The organism is Spirosoma arcticum (assembly GCF_054779955.1).
In genome coordinates this window covers 416,913-440,804 of sequence record NZ_BAAGXG010000004.1, presented here as the reverse complement: position 1 = coordinate 440,804, position 23,892 = coordinate 416,913, and the positions used below count along the sequence as shown (strand labels likewise).

Below are 23,892 nucleotides of genomic sequence, written 5' to 3'. Positions count from 1 at the left end.
CTTCTGGTACGCATTTCCCTATCCAGCGCAGTTGCAAGAGGCATAACAACACGACATACACAGTTTAATGAGCGTTATGCCAGCACCGAAACCCCAAATTTAGCGGGGTGTACGAACGGACGGGCTCCCGCAAAAAGGCCTAAAACCGCTACCTTGCGGTATGTTTTCCAATCGCCGGTTACTGCACATTTACGCCATTATTTTCATTGACGTCGTCGTTGGCTCCGCTATTGGGCCGGTGTTGCCCGAGTTTGTGAAAGGCCACGAGCGGCCGCAACTGTGGCTGGCTCTGGGTACGGGCCTGTTTTTGGGCGTTCAACTGTTTTCGGCCCCGCTGCTCGGCAAACTTTCCGATGGCTACGGTCGCCGACCCATTTTCATCGTCTCGGCCATTGGCACCTTTCTATCCGACTGTATGCTGCTGCCCGTTCGGTTGGGGGCGCAGTTGGCCAACCGTTTCAGCGACGGCCTCACCAACGGCATGTACGCCACGGTCCGCTCGGCCATCACGGATATTTCGCGCAAGGAAGACCTGTTCAAAAATCTTGGCATCGAAGGCGCGATTCTATCGCTTGGTTTTGTAATTGGCCCGGCCGTAGCGGGGCTGCTGCTGACGGTGTTCGATGTTGTGCAGGCTGATCAGGCGCGGGTAGTGGTGGGCATGGCGATCCTGCTGTCGGCGGTGAACGTGCTGCTGAGCTGGACGCTCCGGGAAACCATGGCGAACCCGCCGGGCATAACAAAGGCCGAGTTGAAAGCCGAACTGGTGCAGTCGCTTAGTGTGCATACACTCTGGACGCGGCTGCTGGCCAAAGACCGCCAGTACAAAGGCCTGAAACAGTTGGTGCTGATGCAATTAGCCTTAACGCTGAGCACGGGCTACTACAATTACTTTGTCACGTTTATTAGTTTTGGTGCTCTACAAATGGACGCCAGGGCGATCTCCTACATGTTTATGTACTTCGGCGCGTTGAGCGTCGTCATCAACTACGTGTTCTATACCTACTTCGCCGACCGCATCAACCAGCGCCGGGGCATTATCTGGTTAGCCGCCCTGGGCGTACCGGTGGTGGCTGGTTACGGACTGGTTGGCACCTCGTTGGTGGGGTTCTACGTGCTCGTTACCATCGACTGCCTGACGCTGTCGCTCATTCAGGGACTCATTGAGGGACTGATGGCACAGCGCACCAGTGATGACGACCGGGGTGAAATTTTCGGTATCAATCAGGCGTTGCAGGGATTGGCCAGTTTCGGCACCACACTGGTGTTCGGTGCCCTCTCGCTGCTCGATCTGCGTGCGCCGTTTGCCTGGTTTGCTACTTGTTTGGCGATGGTAGCGTGGCTGGCGTGGCAAACTAAAAAGAGCCAATTACCGCATGGAGAAACTGCGTGAGTTTATTGAGCAACACGTGACGCTGACGGATGCGGACTGGGCCGAAGTACAGAGATGTGCCCACAGGCGGAGCATAGCCAAAAATCAGTTTTATCTGCGTCCGGGTCAGGTTAACGGCGAATTTATCTTTATTGAACAAGGCACCTTACGGGTATTTCAGACGGGGTCCGACGGCCAGGAATACACCGCCTGGTTGGCCGTGGAAGGCCAGTCCTTCTGCGATCTGGCCAGTTTCCGCGATCAGCGCCCTACCCGCCTTTCAGTTCAGGCACTTGCCGATACCTCCCTGATTGCGTTGTCTTACCCCAACATGCAGCACCTGTACGAGACCATGCCCGTCTGGCAGGAGTTTGGCCGCAAGCTGTGGGAAGACGTCAGCGTCAATCTGATCAACACGATCTTATCGTTTCAGTCCGAGCCCGCTGAGGTTCGCTACGAGCGTCTTAGCAACCAGCGTACATTATTGCAATCGGCCCCGCTCAAATACATCGCCGAGTTCCTGGGCATTACGCCCCACACATTGAGCCGGTTGCGCCGACGCCGATAGTGCTCCGATAGTCGCATACGATATTGCTTTTTGGCAATTTTGAGTAGTGGGCCGTGCCCGAACTTTACGGCATGAAAGCAACTCATATAACCCTCCGCTGGCTCAACTTCGCCCTGTTCGGGCTGGCCCTCTGGTTCTTCGGTAACCTCTACGAAGAAGTTATTCTGATGCCTAACTGGCTGGCGGCTCCTATCGACGTACTTCGGGTTCATAGTCGGTATACTACCGTTGTCGTCCAGTATCACTATTACGTCCCAACTACGCAGTTAGCCGTAATTACTCTGATTGTCCTGTGCTTCACCAACAACCCGGCCCGGCAACTCGCTCAGCCTGATCTGCGCCGGGCGGCTATCTGGGGTGCGCTGGGTGTTGCGCTGACGGCCTGGATCGTCCTGTCGCTAAATCTTGATCTGTTCATCGGCGAACTAAAACTGTCGGAAGCGGAAGCCCATCAGAAAGGCCTGATCTGGATGATTGGCAACGCCGTTCGGTTGTTCTGTGTTGGGTTGTCATTTGGTTACGCCCTTCGTGTGCGGGACCAACTCGTCCGGCTTAGCAGGTCAGTTAATTCAGTCTCGAATTAATTGCGCTACTACCTACCGGCTGGTATATTCGTGGTATCAACTGGCTCATTCCTGCTCCAATGCATTATACCCCGGCTCTGTTACTGCTAACGATGCTCTTATTGCTGACTTGCCAGCGCCCACAGCCGGACGCCGAGCCGAAACAGTACAGCGTTCCGGCCGAGGTGGAGCCATACGTGCAGCGTTTTCGCGACGAAATGCAGAAGCGCGGACAAACATTGGCGACGGATAACCTCATTATCACATTCGGCAAAACGCAGGGGGAGGATGTATGCGGGCAGTGTTCGCTGGAGTCCGGCAAGACGCCCCGGATCACGCTCAGCACCGACTCGTTCTGCTGGCAGGGGGCTAACCAAAACGAGCGGGAATGTTTGGTTTTTCACGAACTGGGGCACTGCCTGCTCGCCCGCCAACACCGCACCGACCGTTTCCCTACCGGCGCGTATGTGAGCCTGATGAACCCCGACGACGTGGGCGTGTATGCTACCTGCCGCTACCCCATTGGCAACGATGACTGCGACAAGCGCCCCCGTCGGGACTATTACCTCAACGAGCTGATCGACCCGGCGGCACCCACGCCTATCTGGGGAAGGTAAACACTAAACGTGGCACCCTGGCCGGGCTGGCTGGTTACCTTAATGGCTCCCCCGTGGTTCTCGACCACTTTTTGCACTATAGCCAGGCCAATACCCGTACCGCCAAACTCGCTCCGTCCGTGTAGTCGCTGAAAAACCTCAAAAATGCGGTCGGCGTATTTATCATCGAACCCAATGCCATTGTCGGCCACGTCGATGCAGTGGTAGGCGACCGTGTTGTGAATGGGTCTCACCGCAGGGGGCAGGTCGGATGCCATTAAAAACCGGCTGCTGACTGTGATAACCGGGGGCACATAGGCCCGGCGAAATTTAAGGGCATTACTCAGCAGATTTTGAACAAGCTGCCGCAGTTGCATCGCATCGCCCGCAACGATTGGCAACGGCCTGACGTCGACCAACGCCTTCGATTCGGCGATGGCCAGGTCCAGGTCAGCCAGCACCGCGCTTACCACATCGTCTAAGGGCACGGGAACGTTTGCCTCGCGCCGGGTTGAGATGCGGGAGAAATTCAGCAAATCCCGGATCAGAGTCGACATCCGGCTGGCGGCCGACTGCATCCGCTCCAGATAACCGACGCCCTCACCCAGCGAGTTGGCGTACTGAGTTCTCAGCAGATCGCCGAACTGCTGAATCTTACGCAGGGGTTCCTGAAGGTCGTGACTGGCGACGTAGGCAAACTTCTGGAGGTTGTCGTTCGAGCGGGCCAACAGGTGATTGGATTCGAGCAGTTCCTGGTTGATCACCCTCAACTCTTCGTTGGTAGCGGCTAACTCCTCGTTGGCTGCTGCCAGCTCTTCGGTGCGTTCATGTACCTGCTCCTCCAACCGAACGGACAGGGTTCGGTAGCGGATCTCGCTCTCTTCCAGCTTTTGCCGGGCCAGTACCTGCTCAGTTACGTCGGTGGCCGTTTCCAGTATGGCATACACCACCCCGGCCGCATCGCGAAGGGGTTTCAGGCTAAGATCAAAATAGTAGGTGCCCGGCACACCGTCAATCGTCAGTTCGGCGGGGGCAGCGGTGGCCCAAAAGGGATTGCCCGTGGCAAATACCTGGTCTAACAGGGCTATCGCCGAGGAGTCATCACCGGGCACTGCCAGCACCTCCCGAATTGGCTTACCAACAATAGACGGACCTTTTCCGAAGAAACGGATCATCGACTCATTCGCTACGGCAATAATCAGCTCCGGGCCGACAAACAGGGCCGTAGCCACGGGTGATTCATCAATCAGCGACCGGAACCGGGCTTCACTTTCTTCGATTTTCTGGCGGACGAGTACCTGCTCGGTGACATCAGTTACGACCTGAATCATCCCTACAATGTTGTCGTCTTCCCACAGCGGGCGATAAGCGAGGTTGTACCAGTGCTTCTGGAGCACCCCGGCCGTCGCATGAGTTACCGGCACTTCACGCCCGTCGAAGGAGACACCGTTTCGATAGGTGTTCTGAACCTGCTGCCAGGCAAATTCGCCTTCAAGCTCTGGCATGACGGTTAACAGGGGCTTACCAATCACGGTTTCCCCCTGCCCCATCTGGGCCATCATACTGTCATTGATCTGGTCAATTACGTAGTTGTCACCGTGCAGGACCATTGTGGCGGCTGGAGTTTGCTGAATAATGCTGCGAAAACGTGCTTCATCGGCTTCCAGTCTCCGCCGACCCATCAGGGCCTGAGTGGTTTCATTGCAAACGACCAGCACCCCGTTTATTTCACCCCCATCGCCGTAGGCCGGGCTGTAGCTAAACGTCCAGTATACGTCTTCCAGCCGACCGTTCCGGTAGATGGGCACGAGTTGGTCCGCGAAGAAAGTCGGTTCGCCGGTTTGCAGGACCCGGTCAATAAGGGGGCCGATGAAATTCCAGATTTCCGGCCAGACATCGGCCCCGCGTTTACCCACAGCCGGGTGTTTACCCTCGTCGCCCAGACTACCCCGGTACGCATCGTTGTAAAAACAGATGAGGTCGGGTCCCCAGAACAAAAACAGGGGGAAGGCCGAGTGCAAGACAATACCAACGGTGGTGCGCAAACTGAGCGGCCATTGGTCGGGCGTACCCAAAGCGGTTGTCGACCAGTCGTAGTTGCGGGTGAGGGCACCCATTTCGCCACCACCAGCTAAAAACGGGTATGAATTGGTCGTTGTCGTATCCAAAAGATCAGGTAATAACGTCGTTGCAAGGTAGTAAAGTCAGTGGAATTGGGTAAATAACCGGGTCAGGCCGGGTAGTGTTTAACCTGTTTGCCTACGCTGTTCGCTTCTTTTTCCGGCCCGATTCGGCTGCGGCCATCAACGGGGCGGTGTATTGCTCATACAACTCAAACAGGAACTCGATGCGCCGGGCTTCGTTCAAAAATGCCGCCGGGCGGTAACACTGGTCAACGGCCCGGTCGAGGTCCTGATGGGCCTTGACCAGCGCGGGCGGCATGGTGAGCGGGTCGTAGAGATCGGCGAGGCTGCTGCCGACGAACGACGCCCGCACGTCGAGCACCCGCTGCGCCCCCGTTTCCACCACCTTCACCTGCTTTTCCGTCGGCGATTGGGGCCACGGGAAATTGTTGTAAACGATGTGAATTGAATATGAATAATCGCTTTTCATACGGCCACAAACGTAACGGGTCCAAGACATGTGCATAACGGACGTAAGCACCCCAAACTGATACAAAGTAGCGTTGGGAAGCAAACGTAATTTATTGCTGGCCAACGTGTCCGGTTGCAAAAATCCGAATGGTATATATTGTCGACGTTCCGATGAAACTTCGGGCATGACCATGTAAGGCACATCTGGAATAAACTCAACGTGAAAGCGTGTCGGTATATCAGCCAGTTTTCGGGTTGGTGCGCTAACGCTATTCAATCGCTCTTGTCGAACAGCCTGTACGCGTTTCATCGCTTCGGGCATTTGACGCAGTTCGCCCGGCGGGCAATCACCCAGCCAAAGGCACCATCGTTCGTAGCCATTGATAAACTCATGCGCACCCAGCCAACGCCGAAACCATTTTGCTGACTGCGGTTCTTTCGCAATGAACGCCTGTTTCTCATCAATGGTGAACAGATAATGACCACCGTCGATTGGCTTGTTGCCGATTCCAATTTCAGGCACGTTGCAAAGCGGCTTTTGTCGGCTGCTGATTAGTATGTTACGCCCCTCAACCAAATACGGATTTATTGTTTTGACTGCTCGTTCAACAGGCTCACCTTTCACATCGGGGTAGTCATATAATATGCGGCTGTTTATTGTGTTATCATTGTCTAACCCAATGATAACACAATAAACAGCCGCATTGCCTTTGGCTTCGTTACTCCATCGAAACGTGCGGTGCGCAAACGAGATAGCAACCTTGTAATGCTTGAGTAACTCGCCCCAAAGTACGCCGACCTGTTCGCCCTGCGTGATAGAATTAGTAGAAACAAAGGCTGCTTTTGCCGCCGTTGCCTGAACAAACGCAGATGCTTTAGCGTACCAGCCCGACACATAGTCCAGCGTACCGGCTCCGTTGACGCCCGGAAAAATCGCCATAATATCATTCCGCTGCTCCTGGGTCATCATCTTGGAACCAATGAACGGCGGGTTACCGATGATGTAGCTGTAGTGCAGCGGTTCGTCGCCGTCTTTGGGTTCGGGGAGGAGCGATTGCCAGTCGGTGCGGAGGGCGTTGCCGTGGACGATGGTCGCCGACTTGGTGAGCGGCAGCCGGATGTAATACTGACCGAACTCCTCCGAGATGCGCATGTTCATCTGGTGGTCCATGAGCCACAGCGCCACCTGCGCAATCTGGGCCGGAAACTCTTCGTATTCGATGCCGCAGAACCGGTCTACGTCCACCAGCACGAGGTCGTTGACGCTCACGAACTGCTGCCCTTTTTGCAGCGCTTTGATCACGTCAATTTCCAGCAGCCGCAGTTCCCGGTAGGTGATAATGAGAAAGTTGCCGCAGCCGCAGGCCGGGTCCAAAAACCGCAGGTTGGCTAACTTGCCGTGAAACGCGGTGAGCTTGCGCTTGTCTTGCTGGATGCTCAGGAACTCGCGCCGGAGGTCGTCTAAGAACAGCGGCTTAATCACTTTCAGAATGTTCTTTTCCGAGGTATAGTGCGCTCCCAGATTTCGCCGTTCCACCGGGTTCATGACCGACTGAAACAGCGACCCGAAAATGGCGGGCGAGATGCGGCCCCAGTCCAGCGCACAGCAGTCGAGGAGCATCTGCCGCATGGCCCGGTCAAAGGTCGGAATCATCAACGGTTCGGCGAATAGCTTGCCATTTACGTAGGGAAACTGCGCCAGGGCATCGTCTAAGTTTTTGGGGCGTTTGTCGGCGGGTGTGTTCAGGATCTGGAAGAACATCGCCATCTGCGCCCCAAGGTCGAAGCCGTCCTCGCGGGTGTTCTGGCTGAGGTAGTCCTGAAAAATACCTTTGTCGAAAATGCTCGTGTCGTCGGCAAACAGGCAGAACAGCAGCCGCACCAGATACACCTCCAGCGAATGGCCGTCGTAGCCCACGGCTTTGAGTTTGTCGTGCAGGCTGCCCATCATCTGAGCGGCTTTGATGTTGACCGGGTCTTCTTCCTGATACGTCCGTTTCTGGTAGCCGAGCATAAACCCGAACTCTTTCACGTGCAGGTGCAGGTCGGCCAGCGGAAACTCGTGCGCTTCTGCTCCGGTCGTTTCGTCTAAGTCATAGAGCCGGAAGCGGGCAAAGTCCGACACCAGCACGTAGCGGGGTAGTTCGTGGTCTTTCAGCCCGACAAAATACGCTATTGCCTGACGGTAGGCATCGTCTAAGCTCCGCCCGCGTGATTTGTGCTCAACCACCAGCGTACCGGGCCAGAACAGGTCCACAAAGCCTTTGCTGCGGCCGGGCCGCTCCACGGCCTTCTCAAACTGCGCTAAGCGTCGGCGCGTCACGCCAAAAACAGCGAAGAAATCATCCCAGAACGACTTGGCTTCGGCATCTTCCGAGGCTTCGTCTTTCCATTCATTGGCAAACCGCAGAGCACGGTCTTTAATCTCAATCCAGCTCAGAGCCATTGGTGGTCGACAAGGAAACAGGTGAATACGCGGGCAAAATAGCAAATAGCCCCGACTATTGGCCTATTCCAGCAGACCACCTCACTGCACCCGAAACAAACCCTCGCCCACCACCGGCCGACCGTCGGCAGTGATGCCCTGCACCAGGACCCGTACCGTTCTGACCACGTCGGACAGGGGAATCATCAACTGGCTGCGGCCCTGACCGTCGGTTTGCATGAGGGGTTTCCAGTACAGCACGTCCCGGCGGTCGACTCGGGACGATTCGGCCGACTGAGTTGGTTCGGCATTACGCTCGTAGCGGGGCACGTAAAACTCGCGCTGCACCGATGGGTAGCCAATCAGTTGCAGGGGTGTCATGCCCGTTTTCGGCTTATTCGTCGCGGAACCGGATCGCCAGCTCTTCGTGTAAAAGGCAATGACGCCACTCCCACCCCGAACCCCATACGTAGCGGCTGATCCGGCGTTTTTCAATAACTCGACTCGTTCAATATCACCGGGATTAAAGGTTAGCAGCATTGTTTCGGCTTCGCCCTGAATCGCCACACCGTCCAGGAGAAACAACGGTTCTGTACTGCCATTGACGCTGCTAACACCCCGGATCAGCACCCGATAGCCTACCGGTGTTTGTGTCACATTCACGCCCGCCAGCCTACCCCGAATCATTTCATACAAGTTGGCAAACTGACCAGCATTGGCATCAAACACTATGGTCGCATCGGCCGCGCCGTGTAAACTTCTGCGCTGAATATCCTGGGGGCGTTCTTCGTATTTACGCGCCCGCACCGTCACTTCCTTCAGGAGTTTAGCGGTTTTGTCGCGGTACAAATCAGCCTCACCGTCCTGCCGGGTTCGGGCTGCGGCCAACTGTGCCCGTGTGGCACCCCAGTCAGGCATCGCACGAACTGTGTCCGGCTCCCACGACAGACCCGGCCCGTCGAGCACCAGGTGAGCCTCTTTGGCCGGAAGATCTTTTAACTGACGGTCGGCGAGTTGCACCATCAGTTTCACCGTATCGGCAATAGCCAACCCGGCCAGCCGGAACCGCCCCCGTTCATCGGCCCCCGCCGAGCGCACGAATGACGGTTTAGAAGTCGTCGACGCCACCACTACCTGCGCCCCGGCTACTGGCTGGTTGTTCGCGTTCAGCACCCGCCCCATCAGCGACACGCCCCCCAGGAGGTTGGTGGCAGGGGTGCCGCTCACCCGTCGCCAGCCCTGGGTAAGCAGTAAATCATCCAGCGCCCGGCGGGTTTCGGGTGCGTTATTTTTGAGGTATTCGTTCGGCTGTTCGACCCGCCCCCGCAGTTCACCCGTCAGCAGCAGGTGGGTGCGGACCGTAGCGGCCGCGCTGTCGTCGGGCACCTGTTCGGCATCGGTGATAGACGCCGACAGCACGGCTACGGCGGGCAGTCCATCGTCGTTCAGGGCGACGCTCAATGTAGCTGGTTCGCGGGGCTGGTAGTGGTCTTTGTTGAGATTGAGCACTACGCGGATGGGCGGCACCCGCTCCGGCACAAACACCAGCCGTTCGGCCTGCGGGCGGGCCCCGTCATCGAAAAGTGTAATCTGATTCAGGCCGGGGGGCAACGTAGTGGTTGGCAAACTTAGCCGCGCCGTACCGTTTTGCAGTTGAATTTTTCGCTGATCGACCAATCGGCCCTGCTGCTGAATCAGCACATAAACCGAATCCGCTGCGGACCGGTGCGTACCGGTAATGGTCAACACGAATCGGGTGCTATCGGTAACGGCATCGACCGACAGGCTAAACCCTTGTAATTCGGCCGGGGGCAGCGGCACTACCTGCTGCTGGCTGTTGTGAATCACTTCGGCGTAGTAGGTCCGGCCGGTCAGGGGCGTCACCACCACGCTGCCCATGCCCCGGTTGCTGGTCGTTACCCGGCAAATTTCCGTACCTGTGTTGTCCACAATTCGGCCCGTTGCCAGCAGTCCGCGTCCATCCGGCCCAACCACTTTGATGCCCAACCGCGATGGTACGCCCACCAGCCACCGTCCGCCTTCGGGCAGAATTTGCACGTCTGCCCGTTTTCGGATGATATCGGCTGTGCCAACTGTCGTGTTAGTGAGCAGGTTATAAACGGTGATGGCGCGTTCAAAAGCAGGGCGTCGCTGCCCGTCGTCCTCGTCGGTATAGGCCCGGAGCCGATACGTACCCGACGCTAATGAATCAGACAGTCGAAAATTACCCACCGCCCGCCCGTCGGCCACGCGCAGCCACTGATGCTGCACGAGCGTTCCGGTCGGCGCTACTACATCGACATGAATAGCGGTTTCGCCGGATAGTGGGCGATTGGTGGCGGCATCGAGCAAATAGGCACTTAACCACAGCCGGTCGCCGGTGGCATAAAACGGCTTGTCGGTATGCACAAACAGAACCGGGGCCAGCGCCTTAAACCGCTCGTTGAACGTAGTGGCAATTCGACCAAGCCGGGCATCGGCGGGCATCAGTTTTCCCTGCGTAATAAACGGTGCCGAAGTTGTGGAGTCGGCAGCGACCGGGTTGGGTTTCCAGTCGTCGGGCAGCAGCGTCGACAGGCGGTCGTCGGCCAGAGACCCCTGTAGCTCCATGCCTTCGGGAAGCGTAATCACACCATCAACCGTTAGCTGAATCTGACCGGCGGGCAACCGGATCTGCGTGTAGGCGAAACGGGCATCGGCGTAGGGCGAGTAGGCTGACATCGCAGGCGTATAAAACACGACGAGCTGGCGGTTCGATACCAGCCGCCGTTCAAACGGCAACCGCCCCGGTTGAATCAACTTCTTTATCTGGAGTGGTTTCAGACGCCCCCGTACCGAGTCGTTTGTCGCGATGGAGCCATAGAGCGTCGTTCGGTTCTCCCGGCTTTGGGCAATGGGCACCGTTATGTCTTCCTGATAAGCCAGAAAGCCCTGCTGTTGATACGTACTGTCGATTAAACTGGCCATCAGGTGCCGGGTTGAGCCGTTGTAGGCCCGCATTCGGTTGCGCTGGTAGCGGTTCGCCTGCCGCTCATCGGCGGCTTTCAATTCCTCGAAACGCGTTGTACCGGCGTAATATACTTTCTGATACGTTCCGTCGAAGTACCGCATATCGTAGTAAAGCCGATAGCCAAGCGCCTGGTTTTCAATGACCAGCGGCTCCGTAGCGGTAGCGGTCAAATGCCCGTTCTTCTCGTTGAAGTTGAGCACATCACTGTTCACGAGCTGGCACTGCCCACCAAACGGCTCACCGAGCAATTGCTTTTTGAACTGCTTTACGTGCCGTTGCCACAGTTTCAGATTTCCCCGGACCGTTACGGCAGCGAGGGTCTGGTCGTCGGGTTTGAGCCGAAAGTCAGCCCGCTCATTTTGGGTGTTGTCCAGCCGCAGGGTACGCCGTTGGGGTTGATAGCCAACGAACGAAGCCACAATTTCAACCGTGCCGAGCGGCACACTCGACAGGGCGTAATAGCCCTGCTCATTGGTGAGGGTGCCGCGCGTACTGCCGTTCAAGTACACATTGGCAAACGGCATCGCTTTATTCGTTGCCGCGTCGGTTACGTGACCGGTCAATGTGGTCGTTTGGGCAACCGACACCGCAGCCAGCCCGGTTAGCAGGCAGGCCATCAACCAACCGATAAAAAGTCGATGATTCATGGCGGTTAAGGCGGTGGTTCACCTCCCGCAAAAGGTGTGCTTCAGGTGCTTATACTCACAGTTGCTCCGGGCGGATTTCCTCCAGCCGCTCGCCCGAAAACGCCACTGGCTTCTCCGCGAAAAGCACTTTCGTGGCGGCCCAGGTGGTGCGAAACAGCTTTGTGCGTGTCTGCTTGTAAAGCTTTATCTTTGGGCGTTTTTCGCCGAACACTACGTAGGTTTGGCTATAAATAAAGAGAAGACATGGACATTCTAAGTATAAAGGAGGTCGTTAAAAACGGCGTTGCTTTCCTGAAAAATCTTTACGAAGATGCGGACAACATACTGGTGGAGGAGGTTGAGATGGACGATCAGCAGCAGTATTGGTTTATTACGCTGAGTTATAAACTTGTAGACGCGGGTTTCACAACTACAGAACCAACTACGTTGCAGAGTTTTTTGTACCCTGGCAAAGATCGGAGCTACAAAACCTTAAAGATTGATGCTAAAACGGGTGCTGTCTTATCTATGAAAATCAGAGAACTTCAGGGATGACCTTCCAGACATTCCGAAGCAAGGCCGGTTTGCTTATGGATAGCAACATTCTAACACTATATATTGTGGGATTGTATGACGTGAAGCGAATTGCAGAGTTTAAACGTACGAAAGGGTTTTATTCACCCGATGACTTCTATTTACTCAAAAACTTTATTGCTCTCTTCGACAACCGCTTAGTTACAACACCTCATATTTTGGCCGAAGTGAGTAATCTCCTCGAAGGCACTCGCTACCAGTATGGGCCGCTTCTCAACTCGCTGACCACCTTCATAAATATAGTTCAGGAAATACACATTCCCAGCAAAGAAGTTGTTCGCCAGCACCCACTGCTGTTCACCCGATTTGGATTAAGCGACATGGTAGCAGGTGAGTTAGTAAAACAAGATTACGTATTATTGACTGATGATCTTGATTTCAGTGCCTACTTAAGAAATAAGAATATGTCAGTTATAAACTTTAACAATATAAGGTTCAACTCCTTATATTGACCTCCTCCAGCCGCTCGCCCGAAAACGCCACTGGCTTCTCCGAGAAAAGCACTTTCGTGGCAGCCCAGGTGGTGCGGAACAGCTCACTCTGGCGGTAAGCTTCGAGATCATCGGCCGAATTCCACAGGCTGTAGGTCATGCGAACAGCCGGGTTGCCGGGGTCGGCCAGAAGTTCGAGGTGGTGGTTGCCGGGAAAGGCGCGGATGTGGTGTTTGGACTGGTCGAAAATGGCGTGAAAGTCAGGCAGGGCGTCGTCACGGAACGTCATGCGGACAATACGAACGAGCATAGTGTTGGGGTTGGCTATTTTTTCGCTAAGTTGACCGGTATTTCGCTCATCCCCTATCGTTCTTCATGATTCATTTTCTCCGTACCAGTCTGCTGATGAGCTTGCTGTGGCTCAGCCATGCCGCGTCAGGCCAAACCTCCTATTTCTTTCCCGGAAACAGCGGCCCGCTCAACCCGGCCATTCCCTCGCCCGAACAATTTTTGGGCTATCCCCTCGGTTCGCACATTACCCGCTACGACCAGATGGTGGCTTATTTCCGCGAACTCGACCGGCTCTCCGACCGCGTTAATGTTGACGTCATCGGCGAAACCTACGAACACCGGCCGCTCATTATGGCGTCGTTCACCAGCCCGGCCAACTACGCCAACCGGGAAACCATCCGGCAAAATCACCTCAAACAAGCCACGGGCGACGTGGGAACGAACGTACCGCTGGTGGTGCAGATTGGGGCCAACGTGCACGGCAACGAACCCTCCGGGGGCGAATCGACCCTGCTGACGGCTTATTATTTAGCAGCTTCGGAAAGCGACGAGGTAAAAAAATGGCTCGCCGACATGCTGATTTTTGTGGAGCCGATTCTGAACCCTGACGGCCGCGACCGTTTTGCCAACTGGGTGAACATGCACAAAAGCGACGCATCGGTGGCCGACCCCCTCGACCGCGAGCACAACGAGATCTGGCCGGGTGGCCGCATGAACCACTACTGGTTCGATCCCAACCGCGACTGGTTCCTCTGCGCCCACCCCGAAGCGCAGGCCCACGTTGCCTGGTTTCACCGCTGGATGCCCTACGTGGTGGTCGATCAGCACGAGATGGGCACCAACGCCACGTTCTATTTCGACCCCGGCAAGTACAGCAGCAACAACCCCGTGGTGCCCGCCTACCTCTACGATACCGTTTACCCCGCCTTCGGCAACTACTTTTCAAAGGCCATGAACGGCATCGGTTCGCTGTATTTCACCAAAGAAACCTTCGACAAACTGTATCCGGGCTATGGGTCCAGCTACGTCAATTTTTACGGAGGGGCCGGGTTTCTGTTCGAGCAGGCCAGTGCGCGGGGCATCGTGCAGGAAACTACCACCGTGCCCATCACCTTTGCGTTCACCGTCCGCAATCAGCTTACGGCCGTCCTGGCCACCCTTCGGGCGTCGATGGCCGAAAAACTGATGCTGCTCAAACTCCGCCGTGATTTTTACACGTCGGCCAGCGACCAGGCCCGCCGGAGCGCCGTGAAAGGCTACGTGTTTGGCGAACCCGCCGACCAGACGCGCACCAACGCCTTTGTGAACCTGCTGCGTCGGCACCAGATTGATACCTACACCCTCGACCGCGACGTAACGGCGGGTGGACGCACCTTCCGCAAGGGTCAGGCCTTTGTGGTGCCGGTCGAACAGCGAAATTACCTGATGGTGCGCTCGGCCTTTGAGAAGCAGATCACCTACGCCGACAGCCTGTTTTACGATGCCTCGACCTGGTCGCTGATTCACGCGTTTGGTCTGCCCCATGCCGAACTGACCACACCAACCGGCAAAGGGACTACGGCCACGCTACCGCTCGGTATGGCCGTTACGGAACCCTTAATGGCGTCGGCCGCGCCCGTTACCCGCAGTGCTTATGCCTATCTGATGGAGGTAACGGACTACAACGTGTACCGGGCACTGTACGCGCTGCAATCGGGCGGGGCGCTCGTCAAAACCAGTTTTAAGCCGTTCACGGCCCGCTCGGGTACAGAAAGCCAAACGTTTGGCTACGGTACGCTGGTGATACCGGTGCAGCAGCAAACCCTCCCGGCCGACTCGCTGTTTCGGTTGGTGAGCGCCGTGAGCCAGCGGACGGGTGTGGCGGTACGCGGTATCGAAACGGGCTTCAGTACGCAGGGCATCGACCTCGGCAGCAATCAGGTGCGCACCCTGCGCAAGCCCGAAGCGCTGGTGGTGGTTGGCCCCGGCACCAGTCCCTACGAAGCGGGCGAAATCTGGCACCTGCTCGACCGGCGCGTGGGCATGCCGATCACTAAACTCGATCTGGCCAACCTGGGCCGCGCCAACCTCAACCGCTACACCACGCTCATTATGGTATCGGGCGTTTATCCGACCGACAAAGCGGTGAGCGACAAAGTAAAGGCGTGGGTGCAGGCGGGTGGTACGCTGATTACGATTAAAACCGCCAGCGAATGGGCCATCAAACAGGGTCTGGTGAAAGAGAAACTTTTAGCCGCCGACACGACGAAGAAGGCGTTACGCTACGCCTACGACGAGGCCACTAACTACGAGGGGGCCAAAGCCCTCGGCGGCAGCATTTTTACGGCCGACCTCGACTTGTCGAGTCCCATTGGTTTTGGCTTTACGGACCGGCGCGTATCCCTGTTCAAAAACAACCAGACTATTTTGCAGGCCAGCCAGAGTCCGTACAATACCGTGGCTCAGTACATCGACAAACCCTTAGTGGGTGGCTACGTGCATCCATCCGTGCTGAAACGCGTGGCTAAGTCGGCGGCTATTCTGACGGCGGGCGACGGAGCGGGGCGCGTCATCCTGTTTGCCGACAACCCTAATTTTCGCGCCAGTTGGTACGGCACCAACAAGCTGTTTCTGAACGCCCTGTTCTTCGGTGGAGCCCTGACCGTACCCAGCATTGACGGCGAAGAGTAAGCTTTTTTTCATAAACACACAGAACAGGGAGTAAAGGCACGGAGTTACACAAAGAAGTAGGAATGAGCATAACGCTGTGTTCTCTGCGCCTTAACTCTATCTTCTCTGCGTTTAACCAATCGTATTATGAATTACCGCACCTTCGGCCGCATGGGCTGGCAAGTTTCTGAAATTGGCTACGGCATGTGGGGCTTAGCGGGATGGACCGGCTCCGACAAAGCCGAGGTTCTGCGTGCCCTGCAACGCTCGGTTGACCTGGGCTGCAATTTTTTCGACACGGCCTGGGGCTACGCAGAGGGCGTCAGCGAACAGATTCTCGGCCAACTGCTCAAAAACAACCCGGATAAACAACTGTATGCCGCCACCAAGATTCCACCCAAGAATCGGAAATGGCCCTCCAAACCGGACTTCAGGCTCGAGGCCGTTTTCCCGGCTGACTACATTGTTGAATACACCGACAAAAGCCTCAAAAACCTCGGCGTCGACACCATTGATCTCATGCAGTTCCACGTTTGGGAAGATGGCTGGGCCGACCGCGACGAGTGGAAAGAAGCCACTCAGCAACTCACGCAGGCCGGAAAAGTGCGGGCGTGGGGCCTTTCGGTAAACCGCTGGGAGCCGGACAATTGCCTCGATACGCTCCGCACCGGGCTGATTGACGCCGTGCAGGTCATCTACAATATTTTCGACCAAAATCCTGAAGATAACCTGTTCCCGCTCTGCCGCGAACTGAACATCGGCGTCATTGCCCGCGTCCCGTTCGACGAAGGCATACTGACTGGCACCTTCACCAAAGAGACGACCTTCCCCGCCGACGACTGGCGTTCGACATATTTCGTACCCGAAAACCTGAACAGCAGCGTCGACCACGCCGAGGCACTCAGGCCGCTGATTCCGGCCGGTATGACAATGCCCGAACTGGCCCTGCGCTTCATTCTCGCCAACCCCGACGTGCACACGACTATTCCCGGCATGCGCCAGATTCGCAACGTGGAAGCCAACATTGCCAGCAGCGATGGACAACCGTTGCCAGCGGGGCTGTTGAATGAGTTGAAAGCGCACCGCTGGGACCGTATGCCAACGGAGTGGAGTCAGTAGCGCAATAAGGATTACCAACGCTGAAGCAGTGGGCTGATATAAAACTTGACTGGCCCAGTTCATACTATCAGCCCACTGCTTCAGCGTTGGTAATCCTTTCAATACTCCTGCTCCAGTGGGTGCACCATAAATTCATCAACGACGACGTGGGCCGGGCGGCTGAGAATGAACAGCATTGACTCGGCCATGTCTTCACTTTGGAGATAACTTTTCGACGTTTCGTGGCCGTGGCCTTTTTCGTGAAAATGGGAATCGACCAGACCCGAATACACGCCTGTCACCTTAATGCCAAACGGCCGAATTTCCTTGCGCAACGCGCCCATGAACGCTTCCTGCGCGTATTTGCTGGCGGTGTAAAGCGACCCGCCCGCAAACGTCCGCTTGGCCACGTCCGAGGCCACGACCACCACATGCCCCGATCCTTGTGCCTTCAATGTGGGCAGAGCGGCCTTCGTGAGCAGAAACGTTCCTTTGACGTTGGTTGCCATCAGCTCGTCCCACTCATCGACGGTGATTTCGTCCACGTTTTTAAAGACGCCGTAACCCGCGTTGTTGATGACTGCGTCGAGTCGGCCGAAGCGGTCGAGGGCCGTTTGCACCACGCGCTGCATATCAACCTCGCTGGACACGTCGCCGGGCACGGCCACAATGCGCCCCTGCCCTTCGGTTTCGACCTGCTTCAGTTCGATGACGTTGCGGGCTGTAATGACGACGTTCGCGCCGTTTTGGGCCAGTAATAGGGCCGTGGCCCGGCCAATGCCGCGTGATGCGCCGGAAATGATAATGGTTTTGTTGGCTAACGTCATGGGTTTTGCTTAAGATTTGGACGTGCAAAGTAAGGCGGATTTTAGCTGACGTTACAAGAATATTAATCGAGTAGACTAAGCAGTTTGAACCATTTGGACTAAAAACCATTTTCTATTACAGACGGTTAAACCGCACATGTACATGACCTCAACGGTTCGGGTAAAGCCGATTCAGATCGGCACAAAAGGAATTTATATCGGACTGGCTATTTTGTTCAGTTGGGCGGGAATGCTGACGTTTTTGCTCAATTATACCATCCGGTGGAACGACCCGCTCGTTTATCTGTTTGCGCTGGTTCAAACGCACCTCTTCACGGGCGTATTCATCACCACCCACGATTCCATTCATGGCTTAGTGGCCCCGGAGCACCCACACGCCAACCGCTGGATTGGCCGTATGTCGGCGTTAATCTTTGCCTACAACAATTACGACAAGCTGTATAAAAAGCACCACCTGCATCACAAACATCCCGCATCGGACCACGACCCTGATTACCACAGCGGCAACCCAAATCTGCTGGCGTGGTGGTTTAGTTTCCTGCTCGAATACATATCGGTTTGGCAGGTGCTGGCGATGGCCACTACGTACACCGTGCTGAACATCTGGGTTCCGATGGAAAACCTGATCGTATTCTGGATCGTACCGGCCTGGCTCAGCACCATTCAGTTGTTTATCTTCGGCACGTATCTGCCCCACCGGGGCGACCATCACGCACCACCGCACCACGCCCGTAGTCAGGGACTTAACCATACCCTGGCGTTTCTGAGCTGCTACTTCTTTGGCTATCACTACGAACACCACGCTTACCCCTATCTGCCGTGGTGGAAGCTGGCCGAAGCCAGGGAGAAAACGGCGACTCAGGCGGGGTAGCCCAGTGGTCAACGACCTATTTTGTCCCCTATCTTTGCCTTAAAAACAGAACTGTAACACGCTGCTATTGACTATGATCTGGTTGCAAATTTCAATTGTTGTTGCCACGGTGCTGCTTATGGAGGGAGCGGCCTGGTTTATCCATAAATACATTATGCATGGCGTGATGTGGAACTGGCATGAAGACCATCACAACCACCATAAAGGGTTTTTTGAGAAGAACGATTACTTCGCCGTTGTCTTTAGTCTCGTGTCAATTGTGACGATTGCGGTTGGTTTGCGGGTCGAAAGCTTGTGGTTTCTGCTTTGGATCGGCATTGGTGTTTTGATCTACGGCGTCTTCTATTTTATTTTCCACGACATCATCGTTCACCGGCGGATTAAGATCAAATACTCAGCAAAACACCCCTACATGCGCCGGATTATGAACGCCCATTACATTCACCACCGCGTTCACACCAGAGAGGGCAGCCAAGCATTCGGCTTTCTGTTTGCTCCCAAAAAGTTTGCGCCAAAAGCGCGGGATTAGCCGTCATGATAGTCCCTTACTAACGCACAAAGCCCGGTATAAATCGGGCTCTGTGCGTTTTTCGATTGGTAGTGTGACGCGTCACTCTTGGCATTCATTGGGGCATAAATCCGTACTTTTGCCTTATGCAAACCACCCACCAAATTCATTTTGGCCTTGCCCAGCGCATGGACGCCATTGCCGATGCATCGGTTGATTTAATTGTTACGTCGCCCCCTTACCCGATGGTGGAAATGTAGGATGAGGGCAACTCTTTTATCTACTCGAATTGATGGTAGAATCCTTAGTGCAATGGACATTACTTAACAATGCGATTGTACTGGCGACTGTTTTACAATTTGATTTTGCCATATATTCAGCATAGACCTAACACCGAAACGTAGCCGTATGAATTTGAACTTCAAAATTTTATGATTACCAATTCACACCAAGAATCTTTACATCAGTATGTAGCCGAACATCCTGATTTTGCTGAATATCTTGGCGAACGATTGTACGACAAAATTAAGACGTTCGTCATCCCCGAATGGGAAGAGGCTTTTCGTCAACTTACCAAAGAGGACTGCATCGCTTACATTCATAATCTGACCATCAATCGAACCTTCGACGGATACGTCCGTGAAAAGTCAGTCGTGTACGACGGTCTCGCTAAAATCTTCCCTGATGTGAGGTTTGAAGAATCACCGCCCGAGCTTGATCACTCCGGCGACGTTGACTATCTTGGTTATGTGGGTGAGAAGGCGTTTGGCATTCAAATTAAGCCTGACACGGCCAAACCCAACTTTGGTAATTACTCCATATCAGAGCGTATGAAAAGCAGTTTTGCTCAATTCACTGAAGAATACTTCGGCAAAGTATTTATCGTATTTAGCCTGAAGGGTGAGATTGGCAACGCAGAAATCATTCAGGAAATTGCCGACGAGATCGCCCGGTTACAAGCCTAATTTTCTTCTATCTCATGCACGAATCGATTCCCGATAAACTGATCCAGTTGGAGCGGAAATTTGCCACTATGGGTCAGGATATGGCATCCTATCTCGAAGGCCTGCTTCAGGCCGATTACCTCACTTATTGGGACTATATCCACCTCGAAACGTTGCTATCGCTGCAAAACCCGAAAACCGCCTATCCCGACGAGTTGATCTTTGTAACGTACCACCAGATTACCGAACTGTATTTCAAGCTGATTCTGCACGAAATCGCCCAAATCGCCGACGCTCAGCTACTCACAACCGTCTTTTTTGTGGCCCGGATGCAACGGGTGAACCGCTATTTCGATCTGCTGGAACAGTCGTTTGGTGTCATGATTTCCGGCATGGAGCGCGAACAATTCCTGAAGTTCAGAATGGCGCTGCTGCCGTCGAGTGGTTTTCAGTCGGTGCAGTTTCGTGAAATTGAGATCGTTTCGACTGATTTTCAGCACCTGCTGTCTGAAGTTCCGGCTGAGCCGGGTTCCATCGCTGAGCAGTACAATACGATTTATTGGAAACGGGGCGCTACCGAATTGGCAACTCAGCAAAAAACGCTGACACTCAACCAGTTCGATCATAAGTACGGCACCCGGCTAATTCAACTGGCCGGAACTTACCAGGCTAAAAACCTCAACGTCCGTTTCCGTGAACTCCAACGGGCCGGTGAAACAACGCCCGAACTAACCAATACCCTGCGCGAATATGACCACCGCGTCAACGTCCGCTGGAAGCTGGCTCACCTGCGAACGTCGGTGCAGTATTTACGCGACCGGCCGGACGCTGTCAAAGCGACGGCGACGGGCGGCACCAACTGGCAAACGTATTTACCACCGGTGCAGCAACAACGCATGTTTTTTCCGACGCTATGGTCGGCAGAAGAATTAGCGGACTGGGGAAAGCCCGTGCGAACATAGAAGTGCTTTGTGTAATTAACATCGCGTTGATACACAATCAATTACAGTACATTAAATATTTTACTCAATGTATTGAGTAACTTTACTCAATACATTGAGTAAAGTTATGTTTGAGCGGATTGAGTTATTGAAACTGACCGCACGCGTTGGCGAGCCGCGACGGTTTATGCAGGTAATTCTGGGGCCGCGCCAAATTGGGAAGACCACGCTTGTCAGACAGTTGTTGAAGCGGGTAAGCCTACCCTCTTTATACGTGTCAGCCGACAGCGTTGGTTCAGCAAATGCAGTTTGGATTGAGCAACAATGGGAGGTCGCCCGGTTTCAACTCCGCAACGCGGGCGTAACTGACGGACTGTTAGTTATTGATGAAATTCAAAAGATTGATAACTGGGCCGAGACCGTAAAAGCGCAGTGGGACAAAGACACCTTTGACGGTCTGTCGTTGAAAGTAATTTTGCTGGGTTCGGCACGGCTGTTGATCCAGCGTGGTCTGAGCGAATCATTGGCCGGTCGATTTGAGTTGATGCCGTTGACCCATTGGACGCTGGACGAAATGGAAACGGCTTTCGGTTTTACGCCCGACCAATACGTTTGGTTCGGCGGATACCCAGGTGCCGCTCCGTTGGTCGGAGACGAAACGCGCTGGCGTGATTACGTACTGAACGCATTAGTAGAAACGACGCTTTCAAAAGATATTCTGATGATGACCCGCGTCGATAAACCCGCACTACTTCGTCGACTGTTTGAACTCGGTTGCAGCTACTCGGGGCAAATTTTGTCGTACACCAAATTACTTGGTCAGTTGCAGGACGCAGGCAACACAACCACACTCACTCATTATGCCCAACTGCTCGACTCTGCCGGTTTGCTCAGCAGCCTCGACAAGTATGCCGTTGACAAAGCTCGTCAGCGCGGCTCCATTCCAAAGTGGCAGGTACAAAACACAGCGCTATTCTCGGTGTTCGCGTCTCAAACCTTTGAACAGACCCGGACCAACCCGGTTGAATGGGGCCATTGGGTTGAAACTGCCATCGGTGCACACCTCAACCGAGCCGCCCGATTGGGCAACGTTGAGTTGTTTTATTGGCGCGACGGCAACGACGAAGTTGATTTCATAATCCGGCGTGGTCGACAGGTGATTGGGCTGGAAGTTAAAAGCGGTCGAACGCAAAGTGCTCCCGGCATAGTGGCTTTCCGGCAAAAAGCCCATCCCGACAAAGTATTGTTAGTTGGCAATAGCGGTATACCCTGGGTTGATTTTTTGCGGGCGGACGTAAATGCACTCTTCTAACGCATCTTCTTAAAATACCGGACCATTTCTCCATAGCCCAGGCCCATCGATAATCCCGTCACGGCCTGGGTAATGCGTTTGGTTTTTGTCTCGACCGTTTTTGCCTCTTCAATCCAGTTGCTGAAGTAATTCTGGTGACCTTTCGGCAGGGTGTTGAAGAAGTTCAGCGCGGCCGGGTCGTCGGCCAGACACGCCATCAAATCAGCCGAGAGCGGCAGGGGGTCATTGTCCACATCGAGGCAGACGCGCACCGTAGCGCCTTCTTCTTTCCGAATACCCCGTCGCATGGCCGCATTGACTGGCATAATGAATCCGCCATCCGTCTCGCCCGACTGTCCCATCGGAATCAGCGCAATCCGCTCGATGGCGTACTCATCCAGCTTCCCCTTAACTCGAAACGACGTCCGCTGACCGGGCCGGAGCGCTTCCGACACATCAACCGGAATGGCAACGTACGTCCAGCCAAGCGTGGCCCGGCCGGTTTTTTCGCCTTTCTGACCGAAGCGCTGGAGGAGTGCGGTAAAGGTTTGCATAGCTGTAGTTAAACCTGTAAGGTTTCTAAAAAACCTGCAGGTTTGAGCGAGTGAGTTAGTAACGCTCCAGCGCGGCCCGGAGCGACTCGGTCATGGCCTGAACCAAGCTTTGCGGTTGCATCACTTTCACATGGTCGCCGTAGGAGCGCAGGTGCATGAGCAGGTCACGGTTGGGCGCGAGTCGCAGCCGCACGACGCATTCGGCATCGGTATCGTTGACAACCTCCTGCGTTTGGTGGATGGGCTTGGCTTTCACGTACCGGCCGAACAGGGGTGAAAATGACAGCACGATTTCCTCCACAGGTCCGCTGCTGTCGGTGATGCCGTAGATATGCTCAAACAACTCGCTCACGTTCGTCAGCACGGCGAATGGTACCGCGCAGGGATCGTCGGTCAGGGTAAGGTCGCTCATCCGGTCGAGGGCAAAGGTGCGTTCCTTTCCCGTCGCTTCATCATAGCCAATCACATACCAACTGTCGGCCACTTCCCGCAGCAGAATCGGGTGCAGGCTGCGCAGTTTCGGTACATCTACGGGGGCGTTCACGTCGGCGTTTTCGTGTTTAGTATACCGGAACTGGATTTGTCGGTTCCGGTTAATGGCCCGAATCAACACGGGCACATACTGCCGGTTGCCACCCAGAATCCGCTCCTCCACATACACAATCCGGCGCGTCATAGCCTCCGTTTTTACTTCCCGAATGATATCTAAACTCTGCCGCACCTTTTGCAGCGCGTTGGTCAGTTCGTCGGCAACAGACGCGCCCTGCGTAGCGGCCAGTACCTCACGGGCGTAGTCGAGGGCGTCCATGTCGTCGGGCGAGAGCATGAGTCGCAGCAGCCGGAATTGCGGATTGGTGTAGTAGTAACCGTTGCGCCGTTTGCAGTAGGCGATGGGTGCATCGTGGTCTTCGCGCAGCCGCTGAATATCTTTCTCCAACGACGAAATGGAGCGAATGCCGCACGTTTCCTGACACAGTTCAAAAAGTTTTTGCTTGGAATACTGACGCGGGTATCGACTGATAATTTCATCAATCAGACGATAACGCTGGAAGGCAGAGCGGGTTATGGGCATGGCGGTTTGTGTAGAGACCGGGCGGAATGCCGCACCACCACCGATGCGGCAATACCTTGCGTCTCTT

At 55.0% G+C, this 23,892-nt stretch carries 20 protein-coding genes; 13 read left to right on the top strand and 7 right to left on the bottom strand.

What is annotated here, in order from left to right; translation table 11 throughout:
* Nucleotides 1-160: 160 nt before the first annotated feature.
* The 4 genes from ACYVHB_RS11650 to ACYVHB_RS11635 all read left to right on the top strand — a co-directional run bounded on the left by ACYVHB_RS11650 (nucleotide 161) and on the right by ACYVHB_RS11635 (nucleotide 3,120).
* The gene (locus ACYVHB_RS11650; RefSeq protein ID WP_461051900.1) at nucleotides 161-1,393 is read left to right on the top strand and encodes an MFS transporter; all 1,233 of its coding nucleotides are present in this window, start codon (nucleotides 161-163) and stop codon (nucleotides 1,391-1,393) included.
* A complete protein-coding gene (locus ACYVHB_RS11645) occupies nucleotides 1,377-1,940 on the top strand; it encodes a Crp/Fnr family transcriptional regulator (protein ID WP_461051899.1) in 564 nt (187 codons plus the stop codon). The genes ACYVHB_RS11650 and ACYVHB_RS11645 overlap by 17 nt, the downstream gene beginning before the upstream one ends.
* Nucleotides 1,941-2,011: 71 nt before the next feature.
* Nucleotides 2,012-2,524 (top strand): hypothetical protein, encoded by a 513-nt coding sequence (locus ACYVHB_RS11640; RefSeq protein WP_461051898.1) that lies wholly within the window; start codon nucleotides 2,012-2,014, stop codon nucleotides 2,522-2,524.
* A gap of 59 nt (nucleotides 2,525-2,583) precedes the next feature.
* Nucleotides 2,584-3,120: a hypothetical protein gene (locus ACYVHB_RS11635; protein WP_461051897.1), complete on the top strand. Its 537-nt coding sequence runs from the start codon at nucleotides 2,584-2,586 to the stop codon at nucleotides 3,118-3,120.
* Here the strand turns inward: ACYVHB_RS11635 and ACYVHB_RS11630 are convergent.
* From ACYVHB_RS11630 to ACYVHB_RS11620, 3 genes are all read right to left on the bottom strand, one after another.
* A complete protein-coding gene (locus ACYVHB_RS11630; protein WP_461051997.1) occupies nucleotides 3,066-5,216 on the bottom strand; it encodes a PAS domain-containing sensor histidine kinase in 2,151 nt (716 codons plus the stop codon). The two genes, ACYVHB_RS11635 and ACYVHB_RS11630, sit on opposite strands and share 55 nt — an antisense overlap.
* Before the next feature lie 142 nt (nucleotides 5,217-5,358).
* Complete coding sequence (locus tag ACYVHB_RS11625; protein WP_461051896.1) at nucleotides 5,359-8,139, bottom strand: DNA methyltransferase; 2,781 nt, start codon at nucleotides 8,137-8,139, stop codon at nucleotides 5,359-5,361.
* An 81-nt stretch (nucleotides 8,140-8,220) separates the two neighbouring features.
* Nucleotides 8,221-11,775: a carboxypeptidase-like regulatory domain-containing protein gene (locus ACYVHB_RS11620; protein ID WP_461051895.1), complete on the bottom strand. Its 3,555-nt coding sequence runs from the start codon at nucleotides 11,773-11,775 to the stop codon at nucleotides 8,221-8,223.
* Nucleotides 11,776-12,018: 243 nt separating this feature from the next.
* Here ACYVHB_RS11620 and ACYVHB_RS11615 point away from each other — a divergent pair, with 243 nt between their 5' ends.
* A complete protein-coding gene (locus tag ACYVHB_RS11615; protein ID WP_461051894.1) occupies nucleotides 12,019-12,309 on the top strand; it encodes a hypothetical protein in 291 nt (96 codons plus the stop codon).
* Nucleotides 12,306-12,800, top strand: a complete 495-nt coding sequence (locus ACYVHB_RS11610; RefSeq protein ID WP_461051893.1) for a PIN domain-containing protein — start codon at nucleotides 12,306-12,308, stop codon at nucleotides 12,798-12,800. Before ACYVHB_RS11615 ends, ACYVHB_RS11610 begins: the two co-directional genes overlap by 4 nt.
* On the opposite strand, the gene ACYVHB_RS11605 is transcribed toward ACYVHB_RS11610, so the two are convergent.
* Nucleotides 12,784-13,089, bottom strand: a complete 306-nt coding sequence (locus tag ACYVHB_RS11605; RefSeq protein ID WP_461051892.1) for a putative quinol monooxygenase — start codon at nucleotides 13,087-13,089, stop codon at nucleotides 12,784-12,786. The two genes, ACYVHB_RS11610 and ACYVHB_RS11605, sit on opposite strands and share 17 nt — an antisense overlap.
* Nucleotides 13,090-13,154: 65 nt before the next feature.
* Between ACYVHB_RS11605 and ACYVHB_RS11600 the strand changes: the two genes are divergently transcribed.
* Nucleotides 13,155-15,740 (top strand): M14 family zinc carboxypeptidase, encoded by a 2,586-nt coding sequence (locus tag ACYVHB_RS11600; RefSeq protein ID WP_461051891.1) that lies wholly within the window; start codon nucleotides 13,155-13,157, stop codon nucleotides 15,738-15,740.
* A 126-nt stretch (nucleotides 15,741-15,866) separates the two neighbouring features.
* Nucleotides 15,867-16,838, top strand: a complete 972-nt coding sequence (locus ACYVHB_RS11595; protein WP_461051890.1) for an aldo/keto reductase — start codon at nucleotides 15,867-15,869, stop codon at nucleotides 16,836-16,838.
* A 98-nt stretch (nucleotides 16,839-16,936) separates the two neighbouring features.
* On the opposite strand, the gene ACYVHB_RS11590 is transcribed toward ACYVHB_RS11595, so the two are convergent.
* Nucleotides 16,937-17,644, bottom strand: a complete 708-nt coding sequence (locus tag ACYVHB_RS11590) for an SDR family oxidoreductase (RefSeq protein ID WP_461051889.1) — start codon at nucleotides 17,642-17,644, stop codon at nucleotides 16,937-16,939.
* A gap of 136 nt (nucleotides 17,645-17,780) precedes the next feature.
* Here ACYVHB_RS11590 and ACYVHB_RS11585 point away from each other — a divergent pair, with 136 nt between their 5' ends.
* From ACYVHB_RS11585 to ACYVHB_RS11565, 5 genes are all read left to right on the top strand, one after another.
* Nucleotides 17,781-18,515, top strand: coding sequence for a fatty acid desaturase (locus ACYVHB_RS11585; RefSeq protein WP_461051888.1), 735 nt, complete (start codon nucleotides 17,781-17,783; stop codon nucleotides 18,513-18,515).
* A gap of 73 nt (nucleotides 18,516-18,588) precedes the next feature.
* A complete protein-coding gene (locus ACYVHB_RS11580; RefSeq protein ID WP_461051887.1) occupies nucleotides 18,589-19,044 on the top strand; it encodes a sterol desaturase family protein in 456 nt (151 codons plus the stop codon).
* 410 nt (nucleotides 19,045-19,454) lie between these two features.
* The gene (locus ACYVHB_RS11575) at nucleotides 19,455-19,988 is read left to right on the top strand and encodes an MjaI family restriction endonuclease (protein WP_461051886.1); all 534 of its coding nucleotides are present in this window, start codon (nucleotides 19,455-19,457) and stop codon (nucleotides 19,986-19,988) included.
* A 14-nt stretch (nucleotides 19,989-20,002) separates the two neighbouring features.
* Nucleotides 20,003-20,929 carry a tryptophan 2,3-dioxygenase family protein gene (locus ACYVHB_RS11570; protein WP_461051885.1) on the top strand — a complete coding sequence of 309 codons (927 nt, stop codon included), beginning with the start codon at nucleotides 20,003-20,005 and terminating at the stop codon, nucleotides 20,927-20,929.
* Between the two features lie 106 nt (nucleotides 20,930-21,035).
* Complete coding sequence (locus ACYVHB_RS11565; protein ID WP_461051884.1) at nucleotides 21,036-22,220, top strand: ATP-binding protein; 1,185 nt, start codon at nucleotides 21,036-21,038, stop codon at nucleotides 22,218-22,220.
* Here ACYVHB_RS11565 and ACYVHB_RS11560 read toward each other — a convergent pair.
* Entirely contained in the window at nucleotides 22,217-22,753 is a 537-nt protein-coding gene (locus tag ACYVHB_RS11560; RefSeq protein ID WP_461051883.1) for a DUF1905 domain-containing protein, read from the bottom strand. The two genes, ACYVHB_RS11565 and ACYVHB_RS11560, sit on opposite strands and share 4 nt — an antisense overlap.
* A gap of 55 nt (nucleotides 22,754-22,808) precedes the next feature.
* Entirely contained in the window at nucleotides 22,809-23,825 is a 1,017-nt protein-coding gene (locus ACYVHB_RS11555; RefSeq protein ID WP_461051882.1) for a helix-turn-helix transcriptional regulator, read from the bottom strand.
* Between the last annotated feature and the right edge of the window lie 67 nt (nucleotides 23,826-23,892).

Bases quoted from the DNA above. Each gene is read 5' to 3' on its own strand.
- ACYVHB_RS11605 (WP_461051892.1), bottom strand. From the start codon at position 13,089: ATGCTCGTTCGTATTGTCCGCATGACGTTCCGTGACGACGCCCTGCCT.
- ACYVHB_RS11615 (WP_461051894.1), top strand. From the start codon at position 12,019: ATGGACATTCTAAGTATAAAGGAGGTCGTTAAAAACGGCGTTGCTTTC.
- ACYVHB_RS11575 (WP_461051886.1), top strand. From the start codon at position 19,455: ATGATTACCAATTCACACCAAGAATCTTTACATCAGTATGTAGCCGAA.
- ACYVHB_RS11650 (WP_461051900.1), top strand. From the start codon at position 161: ATGTTTTCCAATCGCCGGTTACTGCACATTTACGCCATTATTTTCATT.
- ACYVHB_RS11555 (WP_461051882.1), bottom strand. From the start codon at position 23,825: ATGCCCATAACCCGCTCTGCCTTCCAGCGTTATCGTCTGATTGATGAA.
- ACYVHB_RS11625 (WP_461051896.1), bottom strand. From the start codon at position 8,139: ATGGCTCTGAGCTGGATTGAGATTAAAGACCGTGCTCTGCGGTTTGCC.
- ACYVHB_RS11640 (WP_461051898.1), top strand. From the start codon at position 2,012: ATGAAAGCAACTCATATAACCCTCCGCTGGCTCAACTTCGCCCTGTTC.
- ACYVHB_RS11600 (WP_461051891.1), top strand. From the start codon at position 13,155: ATGATTCATTTTCTCCGTACCAGTCTGCTGATGAGCTTGCTGTGGCTC.
- ACYVHB_RS11635 (WP_461051897.1), top strand. From the start codon at position 2,584: ATGCATTATACCCCGGCTCTGTTACTGCTAACGATGCTCTTATTGCTG.
- ACYVHB_RS11580 (WP_461051887.1), top strand. From the start codon at position 18,589: ATGATCTGGTTGCAAATTTCAATTGTTGTTGCCACGGTGCTGCTTATG.
- ACYVHB_RS11645 (WP_461051899.1), top strand. From the start codon at position 1,377: ATGGAGAAACTGCGTGAGTTTATTGAGCAACACGTGACGCTGACGGAT.
- ACYVHB_RS11595 (WP_461051890.1), top strand. From the start codon at position 15,867: ATGAATTACCGCACCTTCGGCCGCATGGGCTGGCAAGTTTCTGAAATT.
- ACYVHB_RS11630 (WP_461051997.1), bottom strand. From the start codon at position 5,216: ATGGGTGCCCTCACCCGCAACTACGACTGGTCGACAACCGCTTTGGGT.
- ACYVHB_RS11560 (WP_461051883.1), bottom strand. From the start codon at position 22,753: ATGCAAACCTTTACCGCACTCCTCCAGCGCTTCGGTCAGAAAGGCGAA.
- ACYVHB_RS11570 (WP_461051885.1), top strand. From the start codon at position 20,003: ATGCACGAATCGATTCCCGATAAACTGATCCAGTTGGAGCGGAAATTT.
- ACYVHB_RS11585 (WP_461051888.1), top strand. From the start codon at position 17,781: ATGTACATGACCTCAACGGTTCGGGTAAAGCCGATTCAGATCGGCACA.
- ACYVHB_RS11620 (WP_461051895.1), bottom strand. From the start codon at position 11,775: ATGAATCATCGACTTTTTATCGGTTGGTTGATGGCCTGCCTGCTAACC.
- ACYVHB_RS11590 (WP_461051889.1), bottom strand. From the start codon at position 17,644: ATGACGTTAGCCAACAAAACCATTATCATTTCCGGCGCATCACGCGGC.
- ACYVHB_RS11565 (WP_461051884.1), top strand. From the start codon at position 21,036: ATGTTTGAGCGGATTGAGTTATTGAAACTGACCGCACGCGTTGGCGAG.
- ACYVHB_RS11610 (WP_461051893.1), top strand. From the start codon at position 12,306: ATGACCTTCCAGACATTCCGAAGCAAGGCCGGTTTGCTTATGGATAGC.